General features: G+C 41.3%; 23 protein-coding genes and 1 pseudogene. 17 read left to right on the forward strand and 7 right to left on the reverse strand.

What is annotated here, in order from left to right:
* The first annotated feature begins 75 nt into the window (after positions 1 to 75).
* The 6 genes and pseudogenes from queC (at position 76) to AT864_RS04570 (ending at position 4,063) form a co-directional block, all read left to right on the forward strand.
* Positions 76 to 741: a 7-cyano-7-deazaguanine synthase QueC gene (gene queC, locus AT864_RS04550; protein WP_066147694.1), complete on the forward strand. Its 666-nt coding sequence runs from the start codon at positions 76 to 78 to the stop codon at positions 739 to 741.
* Entirely contained in the window at positions 738 to 1,175 is a 438-nt protein-coding gene (gene queD / locus AT864_RS04555) for a 6-carboxytetrahydropterin synthase QueD (protein WP_066146972.1), read from the forward strand. Before queC ends, queD begins: the two co-directional genes overlap by 4 nt.
* Entirely contained in the window at positions 1,175 to 1,906 is a 732-nt protein-coding gene (gene queE / locus AT864_RS04560; protein WP_066146974.1) for a 7-carboxy-7-deazaguanine synthase QueE, read from the forward strand. Before queD ends, queE begins: the two co-directional genes overlap by 1 nt.
* Before the next feature lie 22 nt (positions 1,907 to 1,928).
* Complete coding sequence (locus tag AT864_RS17475) at positions 1,929 to 2,105, forward strand: hypothetical protein (RefSeq protein ID WP_369815488.1); 177 nt, start codon at positions 1,929 to 1,931, stop codon at positions 2,103 to 2,105.
* A 591-nt stretch (positions 2,106 to 2,696) separates the two neighbouring features.
* Positions 2,697 to 3,026: pseudogene (gene queF / locus AT864_RS04565) on the forward strand (preQ(1) synthase); the annotation flags it as partial.
* Between the two features lie 377 nt (positions 3,027 to 3,403).
* A complete protein-coding gene (locus AT864_RS04570) occupies positions 3,404 to 4,063 on the forward strand; it encodes an oxidoreductase (protein ID WP_139788169.1) in 660 nt (219 codons plus the stop codon).
* A gap of 27 nt (positions 4,064 to 4,090) precedes the next feature.
* Here AT864_RS04570 and AT864_RS04575 read toward each other — a convergent pair whose 3' ends face one another.
* Together AT864_RS04575 and AT864_RS04580 are read right to left on the reverse strand one after the other, a co-directional pair.
* A complete protein-coding gene (locus tag AT864_RS04575; RefSeq protein WP_044746698.1) occupies positions 4,091 to 4,270 on the reverse strand; it encodes a DUF2187 family protein in 180 nt (59 codons plus the stop codon).
* A gap of 103 nt (positions 4,271 to 4,373) precedes the next feature.
* Positions 4,374 to 4,961: a cell wall hydrolase gene (locus AT864_RS04580; protein ID WP_066146976.1), complete on the reverse strand. Its 588-nt coding sequence runs from the start codon at positions 4,959 to 4,961 to the stop codon at positions 4,374 to 4,376.
* Between the two features lie 614 nt (positions 4,962 to 5,575).
* Here AT864_RS04580 and AT864_RS04585 point away from each other — a divergent pair.
* Positions 5,576 to 6,052: a sigma-70 family RNA polymerase sigma factor gene (locus AT864_RS04585; protein ID WP_066146978.1), complete on the forward strand. Its 477-nt coding sequence runs from the start codon at positions 5,576 to 5,578 to the stop codon at positions 6,050 to 6,052.
* Positions 6,053 to 6,086: 34 nt separating this feature from the next.
* Here the strand turns inward: AT864_RS04585 and AT864_RS04590 are convergent, their stop codons facing one another.
* Positions 6,087 to 6,281 (reverse strand): hypothetical protein, encoded by a 195-nt coding sequence (locus AT864_RS04590; RefSeq protein WP_044746695.1) that lies wholly within the window; start codon positions 6,279 to 6,281, stop codon positions 6,087 to 6,089.
* A 166-nt stretch (positions 6,282 to 6,447) separates the two neighbouring features.
* Between AT864_RS04590 and AT864_RS04595 the strand changes: the two genes are divergently transcribed.
* Complete coding sequence (locus tag AT864_RS04595) at positions 6,448 to 6,951, forward strand: hypothetical protein (RefSeq protein WP_066146980.1); 504 nt, start codon at positions 6,448 to 6,450, stop codon at positions 6,949 to 6,951.
* 44 nt (positions 6,952 to 6,995) lie between these two features.
* On the opposite strand, the gene AT864_RS18095 is transcribed toward AT864_RS04595, so the two are convergent.
* Positions 6,996 to 7,136: a hypothetical protein gene (locus tag AT864_RS18095; protein ID WP_172798643.1), complete on the reverse strand. Its 141-nt coding sequence runs from the start codon at positions 7,134 to 7,136 to the stop codon at positions 6,996 to 6,998.
* Between the two features lie 167 nt (positions 7,137 to 7,303).
* Between AT864_RS18095 and AT864_RS04600 the strand changes: the two genes are divergently transcribed.
* On the forward strand, positions 7,304 to 7,549 hold the full coding sequence (locus AT864_RS04600) for a YueH family protein (protein ID WP_066146982.1): 246 nt from the start codon (positions 7,304 to 7,306) through the stop codon (positions 7,547 to 7,549).
* Positions 7,550 to 7,645: 96 nt separating this feature from the next.
* Positions 7,646 to 8,923, forward strand: a complete 1,278-nt coding sequence (locus AT864_RS04605; protein ID WP_066146984.1) for an ATP-binding protein — start codon at positions 7,646 to 7,648, stop codon at positions 8,921 to 8,923.
* Positions 8,924 to 9,034: 111 nt separating this feature from the next.
* On the opposite strand, the gene AT864_RS04610 is transcribed toward AT864_RS04605, so the two are convergent.
* Positions 9,035 to 9,670, reverse strand: a complete 636-nt coding sequence (locus tag AT864_RS04610; protein ID WP_066146986.1) for a nitroreductase family protein — start codon at positions 9,668 to 9,670, stop codon at positions 9,035 to 9,037.
* Between the two features lie 566 nt (positions 9,671 to 10,236).
* Here AT864_RS04610 and AT864_RS04615 point away from each other — a divergent pair.
* The 5 genes from AT864_RS04615 to AT864_RS04635 all read left to right on the forward strand — a co-directional run bounded on the left by AT864_RS04615 (position 10,237) and on the right by AT864_RS04635 (position 15,456).
* A complete protein-coding gene (locus AT864_RS04615) occupies positions 10,237 to 10,500 on the forward strand; it encodes a DUF1659 domain-containing protein (protein WP_044746692.1) in 264 nt (87 codons plus the stop codon).
* The gene (locus AT864_RS04620) at positions 10,469 to 10,687 is read left to right on the forward strand and encodes a DUF2922 domain-containing protein (protein ID WP_044746691.1); all 219 of its coding nucleotides are present in this window, start codon (positions 10,469 to 10,471) and stop codon (positions 10,685 to 10,687) included. The genes AT864_RS04615 and AT864_RS04620 overlap by 32 nt, the downstream gene beginning before the upstream one ends.
* 174 nt (positions 10,688 to 10,861) lie before the next feature.
* Entirely contained in the window at positions 10,862 to 11,014 is a 153-nt protein-coding gene (locus tag AT864_RS04625) for a YvrJ family protein (protein ID WP_082741650.1), read from the forward strand.
* Positions 11,015 to 11,150: 136 nt separating this feature from the next.
* Complete coding sequence (locus AT864_RS04630) at positions 11,151 to 13,562, forward strand: bifunctional diguanylate cyclase/phosphodiesterase (RefSeq protein WP_066146990.1); 2,412 nt, start codon at positions 11,151 to 11,153, stop codon at positions 13,560 to 13,562.
* A gap of 748 nt (positions 13,563 to 14,310) precedes the next feature.
* Positions 14,311 to 15,456: a cation:proton antiporter gene (locus tag AT864_RS04635; protein ID WP_044746688.1), complete on the forward strand. Its 1,146-nt coding sequence runs from the start codon at positions 14,311 to 14,313 to the stop codon at positions 15,454 to 15,456.
* A 389-nt stretch (positions 15,457 to 15,845) separates the two neighbouring features.
* On the opposite strand, the gene AT864_RS04640 is transcribed toward AT864_RS04635, so the two are convergent.
* On the reverse strand, positions 15,846 to 16,601 hold the full coding sequence (locus AT864_RS04640; RefSeq protein ID WP_275900507.1) for an alpha/beta fold hydrolase: 756 nt from the start codon (positions 16,599 to 16,601) through the stop codon (positions 15,846 to 15,848).
* Positions 16,602 to 17,074: 473 nt separating this feature from the next.
* On the reverse strand, positions 17,075 to 17,524 hold the full coding sequence (locus AT864_RS04645) for a staygreen family protein (protein WP_066146994.1): 450 nt from the start codon (positions 17,522 to 17,524) through the stop codon (positions 17,075 to 17,077).
* 275 nt (positions 17,525 to 17,799) lie between these two features.
* Between AT864_RS04645 and glcT the strand changes: the two genes are divergently transcribed.
* The gene (gene glcT, locus AT864_RS04650) at positions 17,800 to 18,645 is read left to right on the forward strand and encodes a glucose PTS transporter transcription antiterminator GlcT (RefSeq protein ID WP_066146996.1); all 846 of its coding nucleotides are present in this window, start codon (positions 17,800 to 17,802) and stop codon (positions 18,643 to 18,645) included.
* Between the two features lie 245 nt (positions 18,646 to 18,890).
* Positions 18,891 to 20,915 (forward strand): glucose-specific PTS transporter subunit IIBC, encoded by a 2,025-nt coding sequence (ptsG, locus tag AT864_RS04655; protein WP_066146998.1) that lies wholly within the window; start codon positions 18,891 to 18,893, stop codon positions 20,913 to 20,915.
* Positions 20,916 to 20,956 lie beyond the last annotated feature (41 nt).

The following is a 20,956-nucleotide window of genomic DNA, read 5'->3' on the forward strand; positions in this document are numbered from 1 at the left end:
TATCCTTAGGGGGTATGGCTTTTTTGTTTTAGAATGCTCTTTCTTCTTGAAATAAAGAAAGGAGAGCGAAACGAAATGAAGAAGGAAAAAGCTGTCGTTGTATTTAGCGGGGGGCAAGACAGTACAACTTGCCTGTTTTGGGCCTTACGGCAGTTTGCTGAAGTAGAGGCGGTTACCTTTGATTATCATCAGCGGCATCGCTTGGAAATTGAAGTCGCTTCTGACATTGCACGGGATCTTGGTATCCAGCATACGGTGCTTAATATGTCTTTGTTGAACCAATTGGCGCCGAACGCGCTGACGCGAAGCGATATGGCGATTGAACATCAAGAAGGAGAGCTTCCCTCTACTTTTGTTGATGGCCGGAATTTATTATTTTTGTCGTTCGCGGCCGTGCTCGCCAAACAAAAAGGCGCGCGTCACTTAGTAACGGGTGTGTGTGAAACGGATTTTAGCGGATATCCAGATTGCCGAGATGTTTTTATCAAATCACTTAACGTGACATTAAATTTGGCGATGGATTACCAATTTGTTATTCATACGCCGCTTATGTGGCTTAATAAAGCAGAAACATGGCAGCTTGCTGATGAATTAGGAGCGTTGGAATTCGTACAAACCAAAACACTCACATGCTATAACGGGATCATGGCTGATGGATGCGGAGAATGTCCAGCTTGTGTGCTGCGCAGGAGAGGATTGGAGCAATATTTGCAAGCAAAAGCCGGGGTGGAGCAGCGATGATGCATCAGCTTTATCCACAAGTATTTCATGATTATTGTTATGAACTTAATAAGGATATGCATATCGCTGCTGCTCATTTTATTCCGCATCAGCTGGCGGGAAAATGTGCCCATATTCATGGTCACACGTACGTCGTGAACATTACGGTAGCTGGGGATGCACTTGATGAGACGGGCTTTTTAGTGAATTTTCAAAAATTGAAACAGCTTGTTCACGGTAAGCTCGATCATACGCTTTTAAATGATCATCAAGATTGGTTCGATTCTAAAAATAGTGAACATTTCCCAACGACAGAAATTGTCGCACGAAAAACATACGAAGTGGTACAAGATTATTTGGATGCATTGCCTCACAAGCCAAAATGTTTGCAAGTATTTGTGCGTGAGACTCCGACAAGCTATGTTGTGTACCGCCCGAAAGCGGGTGACCGATAGTGGGAAAGACGATTCCCGTACTTGAAATTTTTGGGCCAACGATTCAAGGAGAAGGAATGGTCATTGGCCAAAAGACAATGTTTGTCCGAACCGCTGGCTGCGATTATTCATGCCGCTGGTGTGATTCCGCTTTTACATGGGACGGAACAGCAAAGGAAGAAATTCAACAAATGACAGCTGAAGAAATTTGGCAGAGGCTTGCAGAAATAGGGCGTGACTGTTTTAGCCATGTGACGATTTCTGGAGGGAATCCCGCTTTACTTAAATCGCTTGGCGGGCTCGTTCGGCTATTAAAAGCAAAAGGGATCCGTGTAGCATTGGAAACACAAGGAAGCCGTTGGCAAGATTGGTTTTATGAAATCGATGATTTAACGATATCGCCAAAACCGCCAAGCTCAGGAATGGAAACCAATTTTGCGATATTGGATGAAATAATGGATAAGCTAACGGCCAACGGGCGTACCGTTCATATGAGTTTAAAAGTCGTCGTTTTTGATGAACGGGATTTTGCTTATGCGAAACATGTGCACCAGCGTTATCGCTACATTCCTTTTTATTTGCAAGTGGGCAACGACGATGTAGCAGGAATGGACGAGGCGATGCTGCGCACAAAATTGCTCAATCAGCTGCGATGGCTAGTAGAAAGAGTTGCTTATGATCCAGAAATGAACGATGTCCGCGTGCTGCCGCAGCTGCATACGCTTCTTTGGGGCAATAAGCGAGGAGTTTAATGAACAAACGAAAGGAGCATGAATGATGTCAGGAAGAAAAGAAGAAGAATTACAAGGTGTCACTCTCCTTGGCAATCAAGGAACCAAATATTTATTTGAATATAGTCCAGAAATATTAGAAGTATTTGATAACAAACATCCAGACCGCGACTATTTTGTGAAGTTTAATTGCCCAGAATTTACAAGCTTGTGTCAATGAGGGCACACTTCAGTGGTGACACTGTCGATTAAACCTTGTGAATTCAGGGGAAGAGAATAGGGGAAAACGATTTTGCAGGCAATATCATCAGCCGATAAAAGACTTTTATAGTTGATGAAAAAACGTCACTTGTATGTGAAGTTTCTCCCTGTTTCTCCAATCCTGAGCCAAGCCCTAAAAAGCAAACCATGCTTACTCGTGGTTTCAGATCCCATCGATTGATTGGTTGTCCCTGTGCTGTATCAATGATAAGCAAATGGACATGCAGGAAAGCAAGCTAGTGACTTGCCCCAGTCACGCCAAAGCGTGACTGACGCATCACCTATCCACAACGGTGACAATGCTGAAGCAGCCAGATAGTTAGTTGTGCGCTATGCTCAACAAGCACCACGGGTTAAACCATATTCTTTTTAGGGAAGGTGCAGAGACTATCGAAATCACTTCATCATGAAGCGACTGAAGAGTAGTGATGAAGGAAGAGAGTAGAGTACATCGTGAGTTTGACGATCACGGTGGAAGCGCAAGGGTTCTTATCGGATATCGCAGTCGGATAAGAATAAGATATAGTCCACCTACTTTTTTAAGTAGTTGCCGAAAACTGGGCAACCAGACTTCGCCACTATCTACATTAGTTATATCCCTGATAAAAAATGTGTGGAAAGTAAGTCGTTGAAGCTTTATTTATTTAGTTTTCGCAACCATGGGGATTTCCATGAGGATTGTGTGAACATTATTATGAATGATTTAATCGAAGCTATGGATCCACGTTATATTGAAGTATGGGGAAAGTTTACGCCGCGCGGCGGCATTTCGATTGATCCGTACTGCAATTGGGGACGTCCCGGAACAAAATATGAAAAAATGGCCGAGTATCGCTTAATGAATCATGATTTGTATCCAGAGAAAATAGACAATCGCTAAGCTAAAGCCTCCTCGCCTCCAAACGAGGAGGCTTTATTTTGCGCAGCGAAATGCCTAAGAGCGTACTGCCAGCATCCAGTTGGCATACTATTTGCTTGTCAACTATGCTAGAAACGAGAGAGCCCCAGTCCTGTTCATTCGTTTTCATTGGATAATCAACATGTCAAATATGGGCCTGATCCTCGTTTGGATAGCTGGCGATCGTGGAGCTCGAATATTCATTGCCCAACTTAAACCGTTTTTGCTTTTCATTATGTCGATTGTTCCATTCCAATCGCTATAGACCAAATTATAGGTTGGTTTTAAAAAAAGTAGTAGTTTTTTTTCGGAAACTTATATATAATGACAATTGATTTTTTTATTTGGGGGGTTTAGTCTTGGGAGACAGGACGGCTCTATTAATCGGAGCGAGCGGGTTAATCGGAAGCGAGCTTTTAATGCTGCTTCTCCAATCCGATGATTATCAGCATGTGACGATTCTAGTGCGTCGAGAATTACCGATTGAGCATCACAAGCTGGAACAAGTGGTCATTGATTTTAAAAGCTTGGAGAAGTACGAACGCTATTTTTGTGTGGATGATGTGTTTAGTTGTCTCGGAACAACGATGAAAAAAGCCAAAACGAAGCAGAATTTTATTCAAGTGGATTATGAATATACGCTGCGGGCTGCGGCGTTAGCGGAAAAATGCCACGTCAAGAGCTTTCTGACTATTTCATCTGTCGGCGCTGATCCGCAATCTCCGTTTTTTTATAATCGTGTTAAAGGGGAAACGGAAGAAGCTTTGCAACGGCTCGCGATTCAATCATTGCACATTTTTCGCCCGTCTTTGCTGCTTGGCGATCGTCAGGAATTTCGGTTGTCAGAAAAGGCAGCGGAGTGGCTTTTAAGCCACATGCCATTTCTGTTTATTGGAAAATGGCGCAAATACAAGCCCGTTGAGGCCAAGAAAATGGCTTTGGCAATGTTCCAGGCAGCAAGATCTTGCCCGAAAGGAACGCATATTTATGAATCGGATCAAGTCGCCCATATTTCATAAAAAACCGGCCATCTGCGGCCGGCTTTTTTATTCGATGATTTTATAGTTTTTATGGTTTACAACCGTCCGTTCTTGTAAGTCTAATTCTTTATAGTTTTCCATGTATGTTAAATCAACGATGACAGAGTTTTCATTCACCTTTTCGACAATACCGCGCAAGCCGTTTTTAAACTCGATAATATTGCCTATCTCTGCTTTTTGCACCATATACATTCTCCTTTTTCATGTATTTGTTATAGTTTGCCTCATTTTCTTTTATAAGTAAAGACCCTTTGTTCCTAATTTTGAAAAAAGATGGCCTTAGGCCATCTTACTTGGCAAATACGTGATTGCCAATGACAACGGTTACTTGTTTCGAGCGCAGCCAACTGCTTTTCGCCGTTTTTGGATTATAGAAAAATAAGGATCCAGATCCTAAACCGCGAAAAGCCAGGGCTTCTTCAACGGCAAGGTAGGATTCGCGATCTGCTGGTTCACGAATCGTTCCGTTTTGTACAGGAGTAAATGCATAATAGCCGCCTGAACGCTCATAAATGACATCCTTAATGGTATTCGGGAAATCAGGATGGTCCACTCGATTTAATACGACTGTGGCTACCGCTACTTTTCCTGCGAATGGTTCGCCTTTTGCTTCAGCATGGACAAGGCGCGCTAATAAATCTTTGTCGCTGGCTGAAATGGTTGGAGGAATGAGCAGCCTTTCTCCTGGGAACAGCCAGGCGTTTTGTTTTTTATTTATATTTTTCAACTGGACAAGTGAAACACTATGTTGCTTTGAGATTTTCCAAAGAGTATCCCCGGTTTGAACGGTATAAACGGTTTGAGCCTGAGCATCTTTCGCAAACAACAATGCAGAAAAGCATGCAGCTGCTAAAGTGAAATGTTTAAGCTTTTTCATAAAATTACCTCCTTGTTGTTCGCTCGCTACTAGACTAACAAGGATTTTTATTCTGGTCATTATCTAAATGTTGGAAACATCCGTTTTTTGTTGATATAACAGCTTAAATAGCAACTTTGGAAATATTTTCACGGTCAAGTTCAGTTGATCTGTTCTCTCTGCATAGAAATGAGTGCGTCATTCCGCCTTTTCAATTTAGTGGTGTAATCTCGTGTAGCGATATAAAGAGGATGGAATGTGTCAACATTTTCCTTTTTTAGTGGCGGGTATGACAATCGGACGACCGATCAATTCGTTTGTCTAAAAGGGGCGGTTGTGCGGTTCTCAGTCACGCTTTAGCCTGAGACAAGTTACCGACTTGCCTTCCGTCTGTGAGTTTTGACAAATACCGTTTGTTCATCATCTGCCATCATATGAATATGGAGAAATGCCTTATTTTCTGATCAACGCCAAGCTAAATGTTCGATTTCTTACATTGATGCGGGTATTTTCTATATGGTTTGTTTCCTTTTTTCCGAATTTATCGGTTCGACGAAAGGGACGAAGCTTTTTATTGTTATAGTACCGCGGAATTTACGAAAGCGCGCTTTTGGGAAAGGGTTTTGTAGAAGAGGATGTCGTCCTTTGCAAAATTAGAAAAAACATATCGTCCAATGATTATTAGTATGATAAAAAAACTGCATGTCACAAAAGAATGGGATGAATATTATCAAATTGGCTTAATTGCGTTATGGGAAGCTTCGTGCCAATTTGAGAAGGAGAAGGGCAGCTTTTCGTCCTTTGTGTACAAAAAAGTATATTGGGCCATGGTTTCCCATTTGCGTCGACAGTGCCATCGAAAAAAATGGGAATGTGCCTTGACGGATGGATTGATCCATATACTGTTTGACGATCGAACAATTTATAAGGAGGGAATAGTGGAGCAGGCGCTCAAATCATTGACAGAACGGCAAAAAAAATGGCTGATTGGTTACATTATCGAAGGGAAATCATTAAAAGCAATTGCTGAAGAGGAAGGAGTGGCAGTTGGAACGGTTAAGCAGTGGCGGGTTGAGGCGCTTAAAAAATTGCGCAAGCAGCGATGGGAATAGTCAGTTGCCCTCCGGTATCCATAGCCGGAGGCGATTAACTACGCGGATGTTCTAGGTAATGGTAGATAACGTCTCCACCATGCTGGGCAATGCCGCGGAAATGCTTAAAATCGCTGCGATTGACAAGGATTTTGCGAAATAGTAAAAAGTCCTCTTTTTTGACAAGCAGCTCGGAAATGTTTCGATCTCGCAAATCATCCAGCAATTTTGCTGCAAGCTTTTCGTCCATACCTCCACCTCCGAAGGATATTGTAACGCAGCTGGAGAGGTTTTGGTAGGGTAAATACCCATTTTCCTTTCAGGCAAACACCCTTTACTTGTTCATTCATACAATATGATGGGTATGTATCATAGAACGTACCCATACTAAATGAATAAAAGGAAGGAAGAGAGAAATGAGTAATTGGAACCCATATGCGAATTATTCTGGTTTTTATGATAATGATTATGATGTCGAGGATGCATTTCGTCATGATAATAACGCGCCAGCTTTTCCGATGATGCCAACCAATAACGCGCCAGCTTTTCCGACGATGCCAGCCAATAACGCGCCGGCTTTGCCAACGATGCCTCCAACACAAGTAATGCCTGTATCCCAAATGCCGATGCCAGTCGAACATGCATACATTCCTTCATGCGGTTGTCAACCAATGCCGACATGGTGCGGAACAGATCAATGGATGGGAGGATCTTATCCATTTGTTAATCCTGGGCATGTCGAAGTGGGATCAGTCGTATCTCCGAATGCGGCGCCAATACCTAATATGCAGCCAATGCCAGGCATGCAAAGTGCGCCGATGATGGGAATGCCGTATCCGATGGGGGGAACGACCGGACCAATGGGTGGCTTTCCTTCAAGTTCAGGCTGCTGCGGAGCACCATACTATCCATATCGATAAAGCAAAAAAAGACCGCTGCACAATTGTGGCGGTCTTTTAACTATTTATCGTGTGTTCATGGATTCGATGATTCCACTGATTAAGCTAATATCGTTTGTTACTAAATAAGCAGGAAGCAAGGCGAGAATAAATAGCACCGTAATATAAGACATAAGTGCATTTTTGATAATTTTACTAATTGCCATTCAGATCACTTCCTTATTGCTTTTTTCTATTTTCACATTTTTAATAGTATTAGTCAACCATTTCTGAAAATTCTATATATTTCGTGTTCGGCAATTTTATATTTGAACGTTTGGAAACATTTTGATAAAATAAAAATATCATCAACAGCTGTTGAAGAGGTGGCAGTGTGAAAATAAGAAAGGCCAATATACTAAATGAACGGGAAACGACCAATGTTTACATTTATGAAAATAAAAAAGAAGAGCACATTGTTGTTGCGATTCCTCATATGGAATGGTCGTTTTTGATTCGCTATGAAGAGGAAACAGAATTGTTGCGAAGTAAACTGCTTTCATCGCTTTCGAAGAAAGTGGAGGGAGCACAAGCAGAACCATTAGTGGACAAGCTTTTATATTGGGTCCGTGAAATGTAAATAATACAGTTGTACCGCAGAACCAGACAGGGCGGTGGAGCTTCATAGCTTCGCCGCTTTTACGTTATGATTATAGGTTAGGGGTTCGATGCAAAAGTGTTTACAAAGCAAAAAGCCGTGGTTATTTATTTAATATTTAGTATCGTTTGGATTATTGTAACGGACTTGTTCATGCAGCTTCTTCGTTTCGATCACTCCATGCAAATGATCGTGAATATTGGAAAAGGCGGGCTTTTCGTCGTTTTATCTGCCGTATTTCTTCATCAAATGATTAAAAAGGCCGAACAATTGAAGAAAACAGTAGAAGAAGAGCAGCAATTGTCGACATTGATTAATTCGATGCCTGACTTTGTTTGCTTTAAAGACAGTAAGGGCCGCTGGCTGCGTGTGAATGATTTTGGAAGAAAATTATATAATTTAGAAAATGTAGATTATCTGGGAAAAACAGATCTTGATCTTGGCGAAATGGTGCCATTTTTTAAAGAAACGTTTCGATATTGTGCGCAGACGGATGAAGAAACATGGAAAAAAGGAATGATGACGAGGACGGAAGAGTCGTTCATGACCACAAATGGGGAATTTAAGACTTTTGATGTCATTAAAGTGCCGCTCTTTCACGAAAATGGAGAACGGAAAGGGTTACTGACGATCGGGCGTGATATTACACAGCAAAAATTAGCAGAAACGTTATTGCTGAAAAAAGAAAAGCTATCGGTTGTTGGCGAATTGGCGGCGGGAATCGCCCATGAAATTCGCAATCCGCTCACTTCTATCAAAGGATTTATGCAGATGATGAAAGAGGCGAAGAAAACGAATGAATGGTATATAGAAATTGTACTTAATGAACTTGAGAGAATCGATCAAATTGTAAGCGAGTTACTTGTGCTTGCAAAGCCGCAAAGCCACTGCTATAAGCCCTTTTTGCTGAGCGACGCGACCGGTTACGTTATTCATTTAATTAGCCATGAAGCGGTGTTAAACAATGTGGATATTTCCATCGAAAATACAGCACCGCATGCACAAATTCACGGTGATAAAAACCAAATGATTCAAGTTTTAATTAATATTGTGAAAAATGCAATTGAAGCAATGCCTCAAGGAGGAAGGCTGCGTTTGCATATACAGGAAGAAGGCGAGAATGTACACGTCACCATTGCTGATACGGGTGTGGGCATTGCGAAAGATCGTCTGAAAAAAATCGGCGAACCATTTTTTACATTAAAGGAAAAAGGAATGGGACTTGGCTTGACAACAAGCATGAAAATCGTTCAGGAGCACAAAGGAACGCTGCGAATCGAGAGCGAACTTGGAAAAGGAACGACGGTCCATTTGCTGTTGCCCTTATACCAAGAGAAAAAAGAGGCTGATCGTTAACGATCAGCCTCTTAGATTGTGGGTAGATGCTCCCATTCTTCGTTACGGACGGCCATTTTTTGATCTTTAAACAATGTTTATCAAATGAAAGGTTCTAACCCAGCTGCTGTTTTATTTTTCAATCCAAGTTGTTGTTACATCAACTGGAAGACGAGTGGAGCGGTGAGCTGGGGCTGTGCTTTTTCCAATCGTAACCAGCATTACTGGAATATAGCGCTCGGGAACTTGAAATTCCTTCATGAATTTTTCAGCATCAAAGCCGCCAATTGGACAAGTGCTCCATCCTTTTGCAGTCGCAACAAGCATAAGCTGCATAGCCGCAAGCGAAGCATTTGTGAAAGCAGCATCCCGTGCATATTGTTTATTTTCATAAGCACCAGCAATCTGTTTTGCTAGCGTTTCTTTGATTTCCTTCGTCATATGTCCAGCTTCGACTAATGGATCGTATACGCTGTCAGTATTGCGATTGGCTTCAAGATCCCCAAGTACAGCAATAACGGCAGAAGCATCGACAATTTGCTGCTGATTATAAGCGATAGGCAGAAGGCGTTTCTGAGCCTCTTCACCATGAAAGACTAAAAAATGCCATTGTTGTAAATTCCACGCGGATGGTGCTTTACCTGTTAGTTCAAGAATTTCTTTTAGTTCCTCTTTGCTGATAGGGAAGCTTGGATCATATTTGCGGACGGACTGACGCTCATTTATTACGGTCAAAAAATCTTTCGTTGTTGATGTTTGCGTTGCCATTGGTATACCCTCCTACATCTGATTGTTAAAAAAAGAAATTAACTAACTTTTGGTAAGTAATATAAACAATCCTATCATAAAATTACTATTTGTATTTGTCAAATATTTTAATATCATCCATTGATGAGTCTTCCCTTTCTTAACGGAGTGGAAGTGGGAGAGGCTTATTCGAATATATGCCCCCACTAAAATGCATATAATTTTCGCTTTTTACATAAATCCAGCTTGATTTTTCAACATGATCTAAAGCGTCCCCATACTAATAAGCGGAATGTCAATCTATCTAATGGATTTTTACGTAGTAAGAACACAAGTATTGATGATCCATTATTTTACTAAAAATATGGAATGATTGTGCTAGGAATCAAACAATGTCAATTGGTTTTTATTGGATAATAAACACGTCTGTGGTAAGAATTTAGTGGAATTCATGTAGAGGTTTGAATTTATAGCTGCTCGGAAAGAAGCGCCTCTTTTTTTAGATGGCCGAAAACAAAAAATGCATGTTCCACCTATCCTTTTTTCTCGTTGATGCGATAGTAGAGATGAAAGGAGGTGAACGGGGGATGGCACAATCCATCATTCAGCAGTCGCAGCTGCGTTTAGTATTTGAAGCGGGTGTTGATGAAGCAGGCAAACCTATTTATAGACGGAGACAATTAAACAATATAAAAGTAACAGCATCTCCAGAGCAGCTTCTTGCTGTTTCTCAAGCACTTGCTTCTTTGCAAAGCGATCCGCTTGTTCAGGTCGAGCGCAGCGATCTGCATTTGATTACAAATGAAGGAGGGATGAGAGATGGAAAAGTCGTTGGAGCTACAATTTATTAACCAGCAAGGGAATGTGTTCCGGATTGTGATTGATCGTCCTATTGAGCCGGTCAATGCGCAGCACATATCTTCTGTTATGGATACGATTATCGCGGCCAATATTTTCACTTCAAGTGGAGGGGACCTTGTGGGGAAAAAGGGTGCAAGATTGCTGCAGCGCAATGAAGAGGAGATAGCGTTACCATAATCGGATAGGCAAGTCCGCCCAATGTTGATCAACACTTTCATACAGTATCACTTGCCTCTCTACCCAATATTCTCAAGATCATTTGAGGAGAAAAACATGCGAAATGGCCGGCCGGCTTATAAAGCGACCGGCCTATTATTTAAACATGATTCCATATCAAATGGAGAGATTCATGTGGATGCGTATATGTCCCTTATTTCCGACGTTGGCTTTCCTGTCATTGTCACTCTTTATCTGCTTCATCGAATCGAGGCTAAATTGGATGGTGTTATTGAATCCATTCAACGTTTATCTGAACAGCTAGCTGCTGACTGGCGTGCTGAATAATGTAAAACAAAAACCTGATCCTCGCATAGGGGGATCAGGTTTTTGTTTTGGCTCATATTAAAACAGGCGATTTTTTGCCGAAATATAATAATGAGAGGGGATTGCAGCGTGAGATTAACATAAAGGAATGGAGAAGATGAAACATAATCAATTTGTTGAAAAGCTATTAGCGGATGAACAGTTGTGGTTTACTGTAATGGATCAGCTGTTTGATATTGTCTTTCTGATGAAAGTAGAAGAAGGTCCTCGATTTCGCTATGTTCATGTAAGTCCTAAAGCGCTTCATTTAGCCAGTTTGGCCGAAGAAGATATGGGAAAATGCATCGACGATATTTATCCAAAGTCGGTTGCTGATCATCTAAATTCTCGATATCGTAAAGTAGTTGAAACAAAGGGTGTTGTGACTTACCGCGATCGGATGAATGTCACGAATGAGAAACGCACGGCCGAATCAACACTGATTCCAATTGTTGATGAAACGGGTGCGGTGTCCTATATACTTTCATTGACGCGGGATGTCACAGAGCTGATGCGTAAAGAGGAGCAATATGACGAAATTTATCAGCTTTTTCATTCATTGTTTACACATTCTCACGATGCATTTATTATGTTCGATTTAAGCGGGCGCATTTTACGCGTCAATCGTGAATTGGAGCAATTAGTAGGCTGGAAGCAGGATGAGCTTCTGGAAAAAGATATTGCACAGTTTTTACCAGAATACCGATTGGAACTAGAAAAAAGCTTACGACAGCTTCAAGCAGGGAAAAGTTTAACTTCTCTTCCATTATCGCTTGCGAATAAAAACGGAAAGAAAGTATATGTATCAGTAAATGTTACGCCGCTTTTTGGCAAAAACGGCGACGTGATAGCTGGTTTATCCATTATTAAGAACGTGACGGACTTAGTCGAAGTTCAGGAGCAGCTAAGGAGAAGCGAGGAGCTATATCGTAAAGTGGTAGAATTCCTGCCTGATACGGTCATGATTCAAGTCAACGGGATTATCACTTATATGAATCCCGCTGGATTAAAAATGGTAAACGCCAAACAGGTCAGCGAGGTAAAAGGGAAAAAAATAAACGATTTTCTTAAAAAGGCAGATAGCGATAGAGACGAATGGACCATGACCTCCTTGAATGGAGAAGAAAAAGTCGTGAAAGTGAACGAAATGACGATTCCATATTATCGGAAGAAGGCGCGATTTCTTGTGATCCACGACTTATCAGAGCAAAAAAGCAAAGAAAAAGAAATTGCATTTATGGTGCAATATGATTCACTTACAGGATTAGCCAATCGGAATTATTTAAGTGAAAAGCTAAAGGAGTTTATGCTCGCTTATAAAAATGTGGCGGTTTTATTGATTGATATTCACCGCTTTAAATTCATTAACGATTTTCTTGGATATTTAAACGGGGATGAATTGTTGCGGAAGGTTGCCAATCGCTTGAAGGAATTTGAATCTGAACGGACGTTTTTAGCAAGAATTAGTGAAGACGAGTTCGTGGTTGCCTTTGTTTATGATCAAAAGGATGAATTGAGACAGCTGCTTGACAAGCTTGACGCCTGCTTACAGGAGCCATATTTTATTGCCGGGGAAAAGCTGAATATTACGACGAATATCGGTGTAAGCTACGCAGCTGATGCCGAGCGATCGGTTGAAACGCTCCTTAGCAATGCTCATAAAGCTGTTTATTATGCGAAAATGAATGGGACGAATCGCATTGTTGAATATGATCCTCATATGCGCGATATTTTTGCCAAAAAGGTGCGCCTTGAGAATGATTTGCAGCAGGCGATCGAAAATGGGGAATTTTCTTTGTATTATCAACCGAAAGTGAATGTTGTAAGCGGCACTCTTAGTGTCGAATCGTTGATTCGTTGGAAGCACCCGCAACTCGGAATGGTCAGTCCGGCGGAGTTTATTCCGATTGCGGAGGAAACAAACAGAATCGATGAAATTGGGAAATGGGTGCTGCGCCAGGCGTGCCGCGATTTAAAGCGGTTGGAGAAAGCGGGATTTCCCCATTTAAAAATGGCCGTCAATTTATCAGCCCGACAGTTCCAAAATAAAGACTTGGAAGAAGTAGTATGCAGGATTTTGGCAGAGGAGAACATGAATCCGACTTCATTTATATTTGAAATTACGGAAACTGCTATTATGAAAGAGCCTTCGGAAGTAATCGCGATTTTGCAGAAATTTAAACAGCTTGGTATCACGATTGCGATTGATGATTTTGGAGTGAGCTACTCTTCATTAAATTATTTGAACCGGTTTCCGATTGATGCTGTAAAAATCGATCGTTCCTTTATCCGGAGCATTAGCGAAGGGCGAAAAAGCGAGGAAATTGTAGAGGCTATTATTTTGCTTGCACACAAATTAAATTTATTTGTCACGGCGGAAGGGGTCGAAACAGCAGAGCAAGTTCGTTTTCTGCTTGAAAAAGGCTGTGAGGAAATACAGGGATATTATTTCAGTGCTCCGGTTCCATTCGAACAACTGTTGGATACACTGGGGAAGGTACAAGAATTAATGAAGCCATGGCGCGTATGATGCTTATGATGCCGGTTTTTTTCTAATATTTTAGCCTGTATCCGTTGTCATGAAGGAGTTTCTGTCGTTATTAATAGACAAGCCATCTGATCGATAGTGGATCGCTTAATGGCCGTTCTTGTCGTTTTCGACGATGATCAAGCAGCCGATAACGAATCGCTTCCCAGCCCTGTTTATGGGCTGGAAGCGGCATCGTTTGGACCGCGGTTACACATGTTTGTTATTTTCTTCTAAATAATAAAAAATATGCTGTTTCTTTTTCTAACCGACTTAACCGTTATTCATTTCATTTTCCTCTCCACAAATCATTTCTAGTTTTCTCCCTGATTAAACTTCATGTTTTTTTAATCTAGGCTTAATAAAAAGGTCCTTGTTATAGATGAGGTGACATCATTCTTGTCGTATTGGGTTATCGTGTACACAGAGCTGTCCATGATTGGACTGTGAGAGAGTATAAGTAGCGATGTGATGAAAAACGGAAAAGTGCATCAATCATTTCGATATGCGTTCAGGCGGTTGATAAGCACTGCGTTTTTCCGTTATTGGCTTCACCCGTCCGCTCATAACCGACTTGATTTAATTTTTGTCTTCGCTTAGTTGTGTTTTCCTCGTTTGCTAAATGTTTTTATGATAGGGTGAGCCGGGAAAAATCAAAAGGAATGGACATGTTGTTTAGTGAAACTGAAACCTTTGACGCACACTAATCGTATATAGTCCTGTTTGAACGTTTTAATAAGGGGAGTGAAAAATGTTTATTTTACAGTTGGCAGCTATTTTGTTTGCATCAAAGATAGCGGGGGATATTAGCGCACGACTTGGCCAACCAGCAGTGCTGGGAAAATTGCTGATCGGTATAATTCTTGGACCAACGGTATTAGGATTAATCAATGACACAGAAATTTTAAAAGAAGTCAGCCAAATTGGTGTTATATTGTTAATGTTTATTGCGGGGCTTGAGACCGATGTAGACCAGCTTAAACGAACGGGAAAAGCGGCTACCTATGTTGGGGTACTTGGAATCGTGGTACCGCTATTGCTGGGATATATGGCAGGAATTGCTCTTGAGCTCTCAACAATACAAGCGGTCTTTCTAGGGCTATTGTTGTCAGCCACAAGCGTCAGTATTTCCGTGCAGGCGTTAAAAGAGATGAACCAATTAAAATCAAAAGAGGGGACGGCCATTTTAGGAGCGGCTGTCATTGATGATATTCTTGTCATTATCGCATTAGCGTTTTTGATGAGTCTAGCTGGGGGAGACGTCCAGCTTGGTGCTGTGATCGTTAAGAAAGTGGTCTTCTTTGCGGTTGCCATTTTACTGGCATGGAAAGTTGTTCCGGTTGTATTGCGATTTTTTGCACCGCTTCGTGTTGATGAAGCTCTTATTTCCGCGGGATTAATCATTTGCTTTTCGTTCGCATATTTGGCAGAAGCGACAGGAGTTGCTGCGATTATCGGGGCTTATATAGCTGGACTAGGGATCAGTTTTACCGATTATAAAGAAGAAATTTTTCATAAGGTAGAAACCATTAGCTACTCGATTTTCGTGCCAGTCTTTTTTACTTCGATTGGTGTTGCTGTAGAGTTTTCCAATGTTGGCCAGCATCTTTGGTTGATTATCGGCTTAAGCGTACTAGCTATTTTGACAAAATTAGTTGGTGCTGCATTTGGAGCGAAATTAGCTGGATTTGAATGGAGAAGCTCATTGGCGGTTGGAGCCGGAATGGTTTCGCGTGGCGAAGTAGCACTGATTATTGCTGGTATCGGTTTGGAATCTAATTTATTAACGGCTGATTTATTTGCTGTTCTGATTGTTGTCGTCCTTATAACGACATTAGTGACTCCTCCGCTATTAAAAATGATTTTTAAGCGCGGCTCGATTTCTCAACCAGTCTGACGTGCAGCCCTCACAATCGATGAAGGAAATGAAAATGGTTGTAGACAAAGTCAATATTGACTTTGTCTACAACCTGAGACTGGTTACTGAAACGGGCTTTTTGTTTTTTGGCTAGCAGATATATTTTCCAACCTAAACCAATCGTTTTTTCGTCGATGACTTCCACGCCTTGCTTATGCCGGTTTATGGATAGGCATCATGACAAGATTGGGTTGATCGTTGACTCAAAAGCAAAGCTCTATTTTTTACTAATAGTCACTAAGCGCCGAACAATCAGCCACTTCCAGACAAATGAAACTGTTTAGAAGTGGTGTTGTTCGGTCGTCTAATTGGTGAAATTCCACTTGGAAACAAAGGTGGAAGCATGAGCGGTGTTTATATCGCTCGTCTTACGGTAAAAAATATGATGTTAAAATGGCATTCAGTTCATCAGCATGCCGTGTTGGAATTTGATGTCTAGCTTTATCAATATAGATGGCGCGAGCATGAGGGACGTATGTTTTAAAAATGGTTTCATAAGCATGGAGATAATAATCGCGATTGCCGTATATGATCAACAGAGGAACCGTTAGTTTTGCTAAATGCTCTGTGTTACGATCGTGCAGCATCGTTTTATACATACTGAATAAATCCTTTTGATTGGCGAGCCGCGCATATCGTTCGATTGCTCTTTTTTCGTCTTGGCTTTTTCCGTGAGCGGTTCCTAATACTTTAGCAAGTAACGAAATGGCTCCGATTTTCGCTGTGAAAATGCCTAATAAAAATTCGAAATATAGCCATAATGTGCGTACTTCGGGAAACCCACCGATTAATACGATCGCTTCCGTTTGTTCTGGATAGCGAAGCGCAAAAGCTTGCGCAACAGAGCCTCCACTTGAGTAGCTGCAAATAATCGCTCGTTCAATTTGGAGAGAGCGAAGCAATTGATGAAGATCTTCCGTAAGCAAAGAAATCGTTATTGGTTTGTTTGAAGCGCTGCTTTTTCCGTTTCCTCTCATATCATAGGTGACAACGCGAAAGTTGGCTGTCAACGCTTGCTGCTGAGCAAAAACGTTGCTTCCCATTCCTGGCGGGTGAATAAACACCAGAGCTTTTCCTTCTCCTACATCCGTATAATATAGGCGAATATCGTTTTCTATCGTCATGTATGGCACGTGTAAGGTCCTCCATTCATTGAAAAGTTTGTGCTTCATCCTATTTTTATCGTCGCTGTTGAAAAAGCTTTGCTAAGCCTTATATTTTCCATTTTCCCATGACATAATGGATACGCGTGGCGCCAGATCCAATCGGTTTCACTGATCGTTCTCGCGCGGTAATCCATATGATGAATGAACCGTATTGATTCAAACCTCACGGTCAGGAGGCAAACCATCGACTTGTCTCGGTCAGCCTAAGCGAGCGCGCGGCGATCAATAAGCCATTTGAATTTATCTGGAGGCGGTGTGGTTCAGTTGCCTGATCGCCGAAAGCGGCTCATCCCCTGTACATATAGGAGAGGAAATATTGAGCGCTCAAGCTATTATGCGCAACTAGCACCATGGGTAATGGATGACATGTTCATTTCAATAGTATGGATCGAAGGGAAAAGAAATATCAGCTTTCACTTTCAGGGAATCGATTATTTATACAGATAAGGAGATCCGTAATCCTCTGTCACATTTAAATCGGGATATTCTGATGTAAAATGAACAAGAATAGGACTAAAATCTAAAGATGGATACGCTTGAAACAGCTGTTGGTCTCCATAACGAATGGCTTCAAGCGCAAGCGGCAATTTTTTTTGGAACGCTTGCATTCGTTGCTCATTTGTTTCTTTTCCGCTATTTTTGTTTCCTACGTATACATAGAGGAATAAAATGAGTGTTTGCTTCACTCGTTTCCATTCAGCTAATACTTCATCGCGCATCGGATGAAGATGTTTGAAAGCAAATGATGACCCAATGTACAAATAAAGATCACCAGTGTCGTCAGAATGGATTAACGTGTATTTTCTTGTGTTAGGTGGAATGTGCAGACGTGCGTTGTTTTCCCATTGCACGTGAAGTTTTTTAGGATTTATCTGATTCATCATTCTGTCTCCTTTTTGTCTATAAATGAGGCTTAGCTTTTTAACGATTGTTTTTCGACGATTGCGAGTGACTTGAAAGACCGGTCCATTGCTCTTTCTGAAACTGGCTGTTGCTCGATCTCTACTTAATTAAATGGGATTTGTATAGTTTGGTTATATTGTATGTTTTGGCAGCAAAAAAGCTCGCTTCGAAAAAAGTCGATTATTGACGAATGGTAAATCGTTGCGTAAGATGATAGTATTGTAAACGTCTAAATCAAAGGAGCTGGGCTTTTGTGGGAAAGTCCTTTCGGATTGAAAAAGTATTGAATAATAACGTATTGGTTGCTTCGCACGAAGAGTATGATGAAGTGGTTTTGTTAGGAAAAGGGATCGGCTTCGGCAAGAAAAAGGGAGATTTCATTGAGCAAAACGCGGTCGAAAAATGGTTTATCTTGAAAAATGAACGTGAGCAGGAGCAATATAAAAAGTTGCTTCCAAGCCTTGACGAAGAATTCATCGGTGTCATGAATGAAGTGATGCAGCACATCAAAAATCGGGTCAATGCGCCATTGAATGAGCATATCCACGTTGCTCTGACCGATCATATTTCTTTTGCGATTAAGCGCATTCAGCAAGGACTTGATCTGAAAAATCCATTTTTGATTGAAACAAAAAGCTTATATCCTTTAGAGTATGAAATTGCCGGAGAAGTCGTTGACATGTTAACAAAAAAGCTGCACGTGCAATTTCCTGAAGGAGAGAAGGGATTTATTGCTTTACATATCCATAGTGGGATTTCGCATCAAAGTCTTTCGGAAGTAAATAAGCACTCACAATTAATTGCTCAACTGATTTCCATTGTAGAAGAACAGCTTCATATTGCCATCGACCGTGAAAGTATTTATTATTTGCGATTTATTCAGCATTTACGGTATGCGATCGAACGAATTAAAAAAGGTGAGCGTGTCGAAGAACCAAAAAAGTTGTCGAAAATCTTGAAAGAAGAATATCCGATATGTTATAATGCTGCATGGAAGCTAGTAAAAATTATGCAGCAAACGCTGCAGATGCCTGTGGACGATGCAGAAGCAGTCTATTTAACGATGCATTTGCAAAGGCTTGCAAAAAAAAGTAAATAATTGTCTACATCTTTACGTGTTACTGATTCGATCAGGCATGAGTAAAGAAGACAAAATGGAACAAGCAATTATGGATGGTTGTTTTTCTATCCTGTTGCTATTCATGTTCAATTTTGTTTTTCTTTGCTCATGCCTTTTGTTTTTTCATCCTTTGCAAGTGCTTACAAATATCAGGCATTTGGTGAGATGACTATAAAGAGAAAAAATGTTTGCTGCCAATTTAGAATGAGAAGGGGGATTACATTATGAAAAAAGCGTTTGGAACGCTGCAAAAAGTCGGAAAAGCGTTAATGCTTCCCGTAGCGATTTTACCGGCTGCAGGTATTTTGCTTGCTTTTGGTAACGCTTTACAGAATACGGCGCTAACAGACAAAATTCCTGCACTTAAGGCAGACTGGGTCGTTCTTGTGGCCAAAGTCATGGAGCAATCAGGAGGTGCGGTGTTTGACAACCTTTCTTTGCTCTTTGCGGTCGGGGTAGCGATCGGGTTAGCCGGAGGCGAAGGTGTTGCGGGCCTTGCTGCGATTGTCGGCTACTTAATTATGAACAAAACGATGAGCGTTATATTGGGCGTCACGGCTGATAAAATCGGCACAGATCCGTCGTTTGCGAATATTTTAGGGATTCCAACATTGCAAACAGGGGTATTTGGCGGTATTATCGTCGGTATTTTAGCAGCGTATATGTACAATAAGTTTTTCAATATCGAGCTGCCGCAATATTTAGGATTTTTTGCCGGCAAGCGATTTGTACCCATTATCACAGCAGCATCTGCTGTTCTTTTGGGAATTGTGATGACATGGGTATGGCCACCTATCCAGCATGGCTTGAATTCATTCTCACATAATATGATTGATGCGAATAAAACGCTGGCAGCCTTTATTTTTGGCGTGATTGAACGCGCGCTTATTCCATTTGGCTTGCATCATATTTTCTATTCGCCATTCTGGTATGAATTTGGTGAGTATGTCAACAAGGCTGGAGAAGTTGTTCATGGTGACCAAAAAATCTTCTTTGCTCAACTAAAAGATGGAGTCGATTTAACGGCCGGAACATTTATGACAGGGAAATTCCCATTTATGATGTTTGGTCTTCCTGCCGCTGCACTGGCTATTTATCATGAGGCCCGCCCTGAAAACAAAAAGGTCGTTGCCGGAATTATGGCATCTGCAGCACTTACATCGTTTTTAACAGGAATTACCGAACCAATTGAGTTTTCGTTCTTGTTTGTCGCACCGGCACTATTTGCGATCCATACCATTTTTGCCGGATTATCGTTTATGATTATGCATATATTGCATGTGAAAATCGGGATGACGTTCTCCGGTGGTGTCATTGACTATTTGCTATTTGGAGTGCTGCCAAACCGAACAGCCTGGTGGCTTGTGATCCCAGTAGGTCTTGTATTTGCCGTTATTTACTATTTCGGCTTCCGTTTTGCGATTCGCAAATGGAATTTAGCGACTCCGGGACGTGAAAAAGTGACGGAAGAAAAAGCGAGCGAAGCAGCAAGCGCGGGAGATTTACCGTACGAGATTTTAGCAGCGCTTGGCGGCAAAGAAAATATCGAACATTTAGATGCATGCATCACTCGTTTACGTGTATCAGTTCATGATATTCAACATGTCGATAAAGAACGGTTAAAAACGTTAGGTGCAGCTGGTGTACTTGAAGTAGGAAATAATGTACAAGCGATTTTTGGACCGAAATCCGACATCTTAAAAGGGCAAATTAAGGATATTATGGAAGGGCGCACGCCGGTTCGTGTGAAAGAAGAGCCAAAAACAGCAAGTGCTCAAGTCGCAGCGAGTGCGAGTGCAGATGAAATTATCGCTCCGCTAACAGGTGAAGTACTTCCGTTGTCAGAGGTGCCAGACCAAGTGTTTTCACAAAAAATGATGGGGGATGGTTTTGCCATCATGCCAACAGATGGAACCGTAGTTTCTCCTGTTGATGGAAAAATTATCAATGTGTTCCCGACGAAGCATGCGATTGGGATTGAATCGAAGAACGGCAGAGAAATTTTAATTCACTTTGGTATTGATACCGTAAAATTGAACGGACAAGGCTTTGAAGCACTTGTTTCGCAAGGAGACGAAGTGAAAAAAGGACAGCCGATTTTAAAAGTAGATTTGCAATATGTAGAAAATAATGCTCCTTCCATCATTACACCGATTATTTTTACAAACTTAAAAGCGAACGAGCAGATTCGCTTAGAGACAGAAACGACAGTAACAAAAGGTGAGCACAAAGTAGCTGTCATCGAATAACCAAAAGGTGATACAACGATCGACAAATTTCTTTTCTGTTG

The sequence above is a fragment of the Anoxybacillus sp. P3H1B genome (assembly GCF_001560855.1).
GTDB classification, from domain to species: domain Bacteria; phylum Bacillota; class Bacilli; order Bacillales; family Anoxybacillaceae; genus Anoxybacteroides; species Anoxybacteroides rupiense.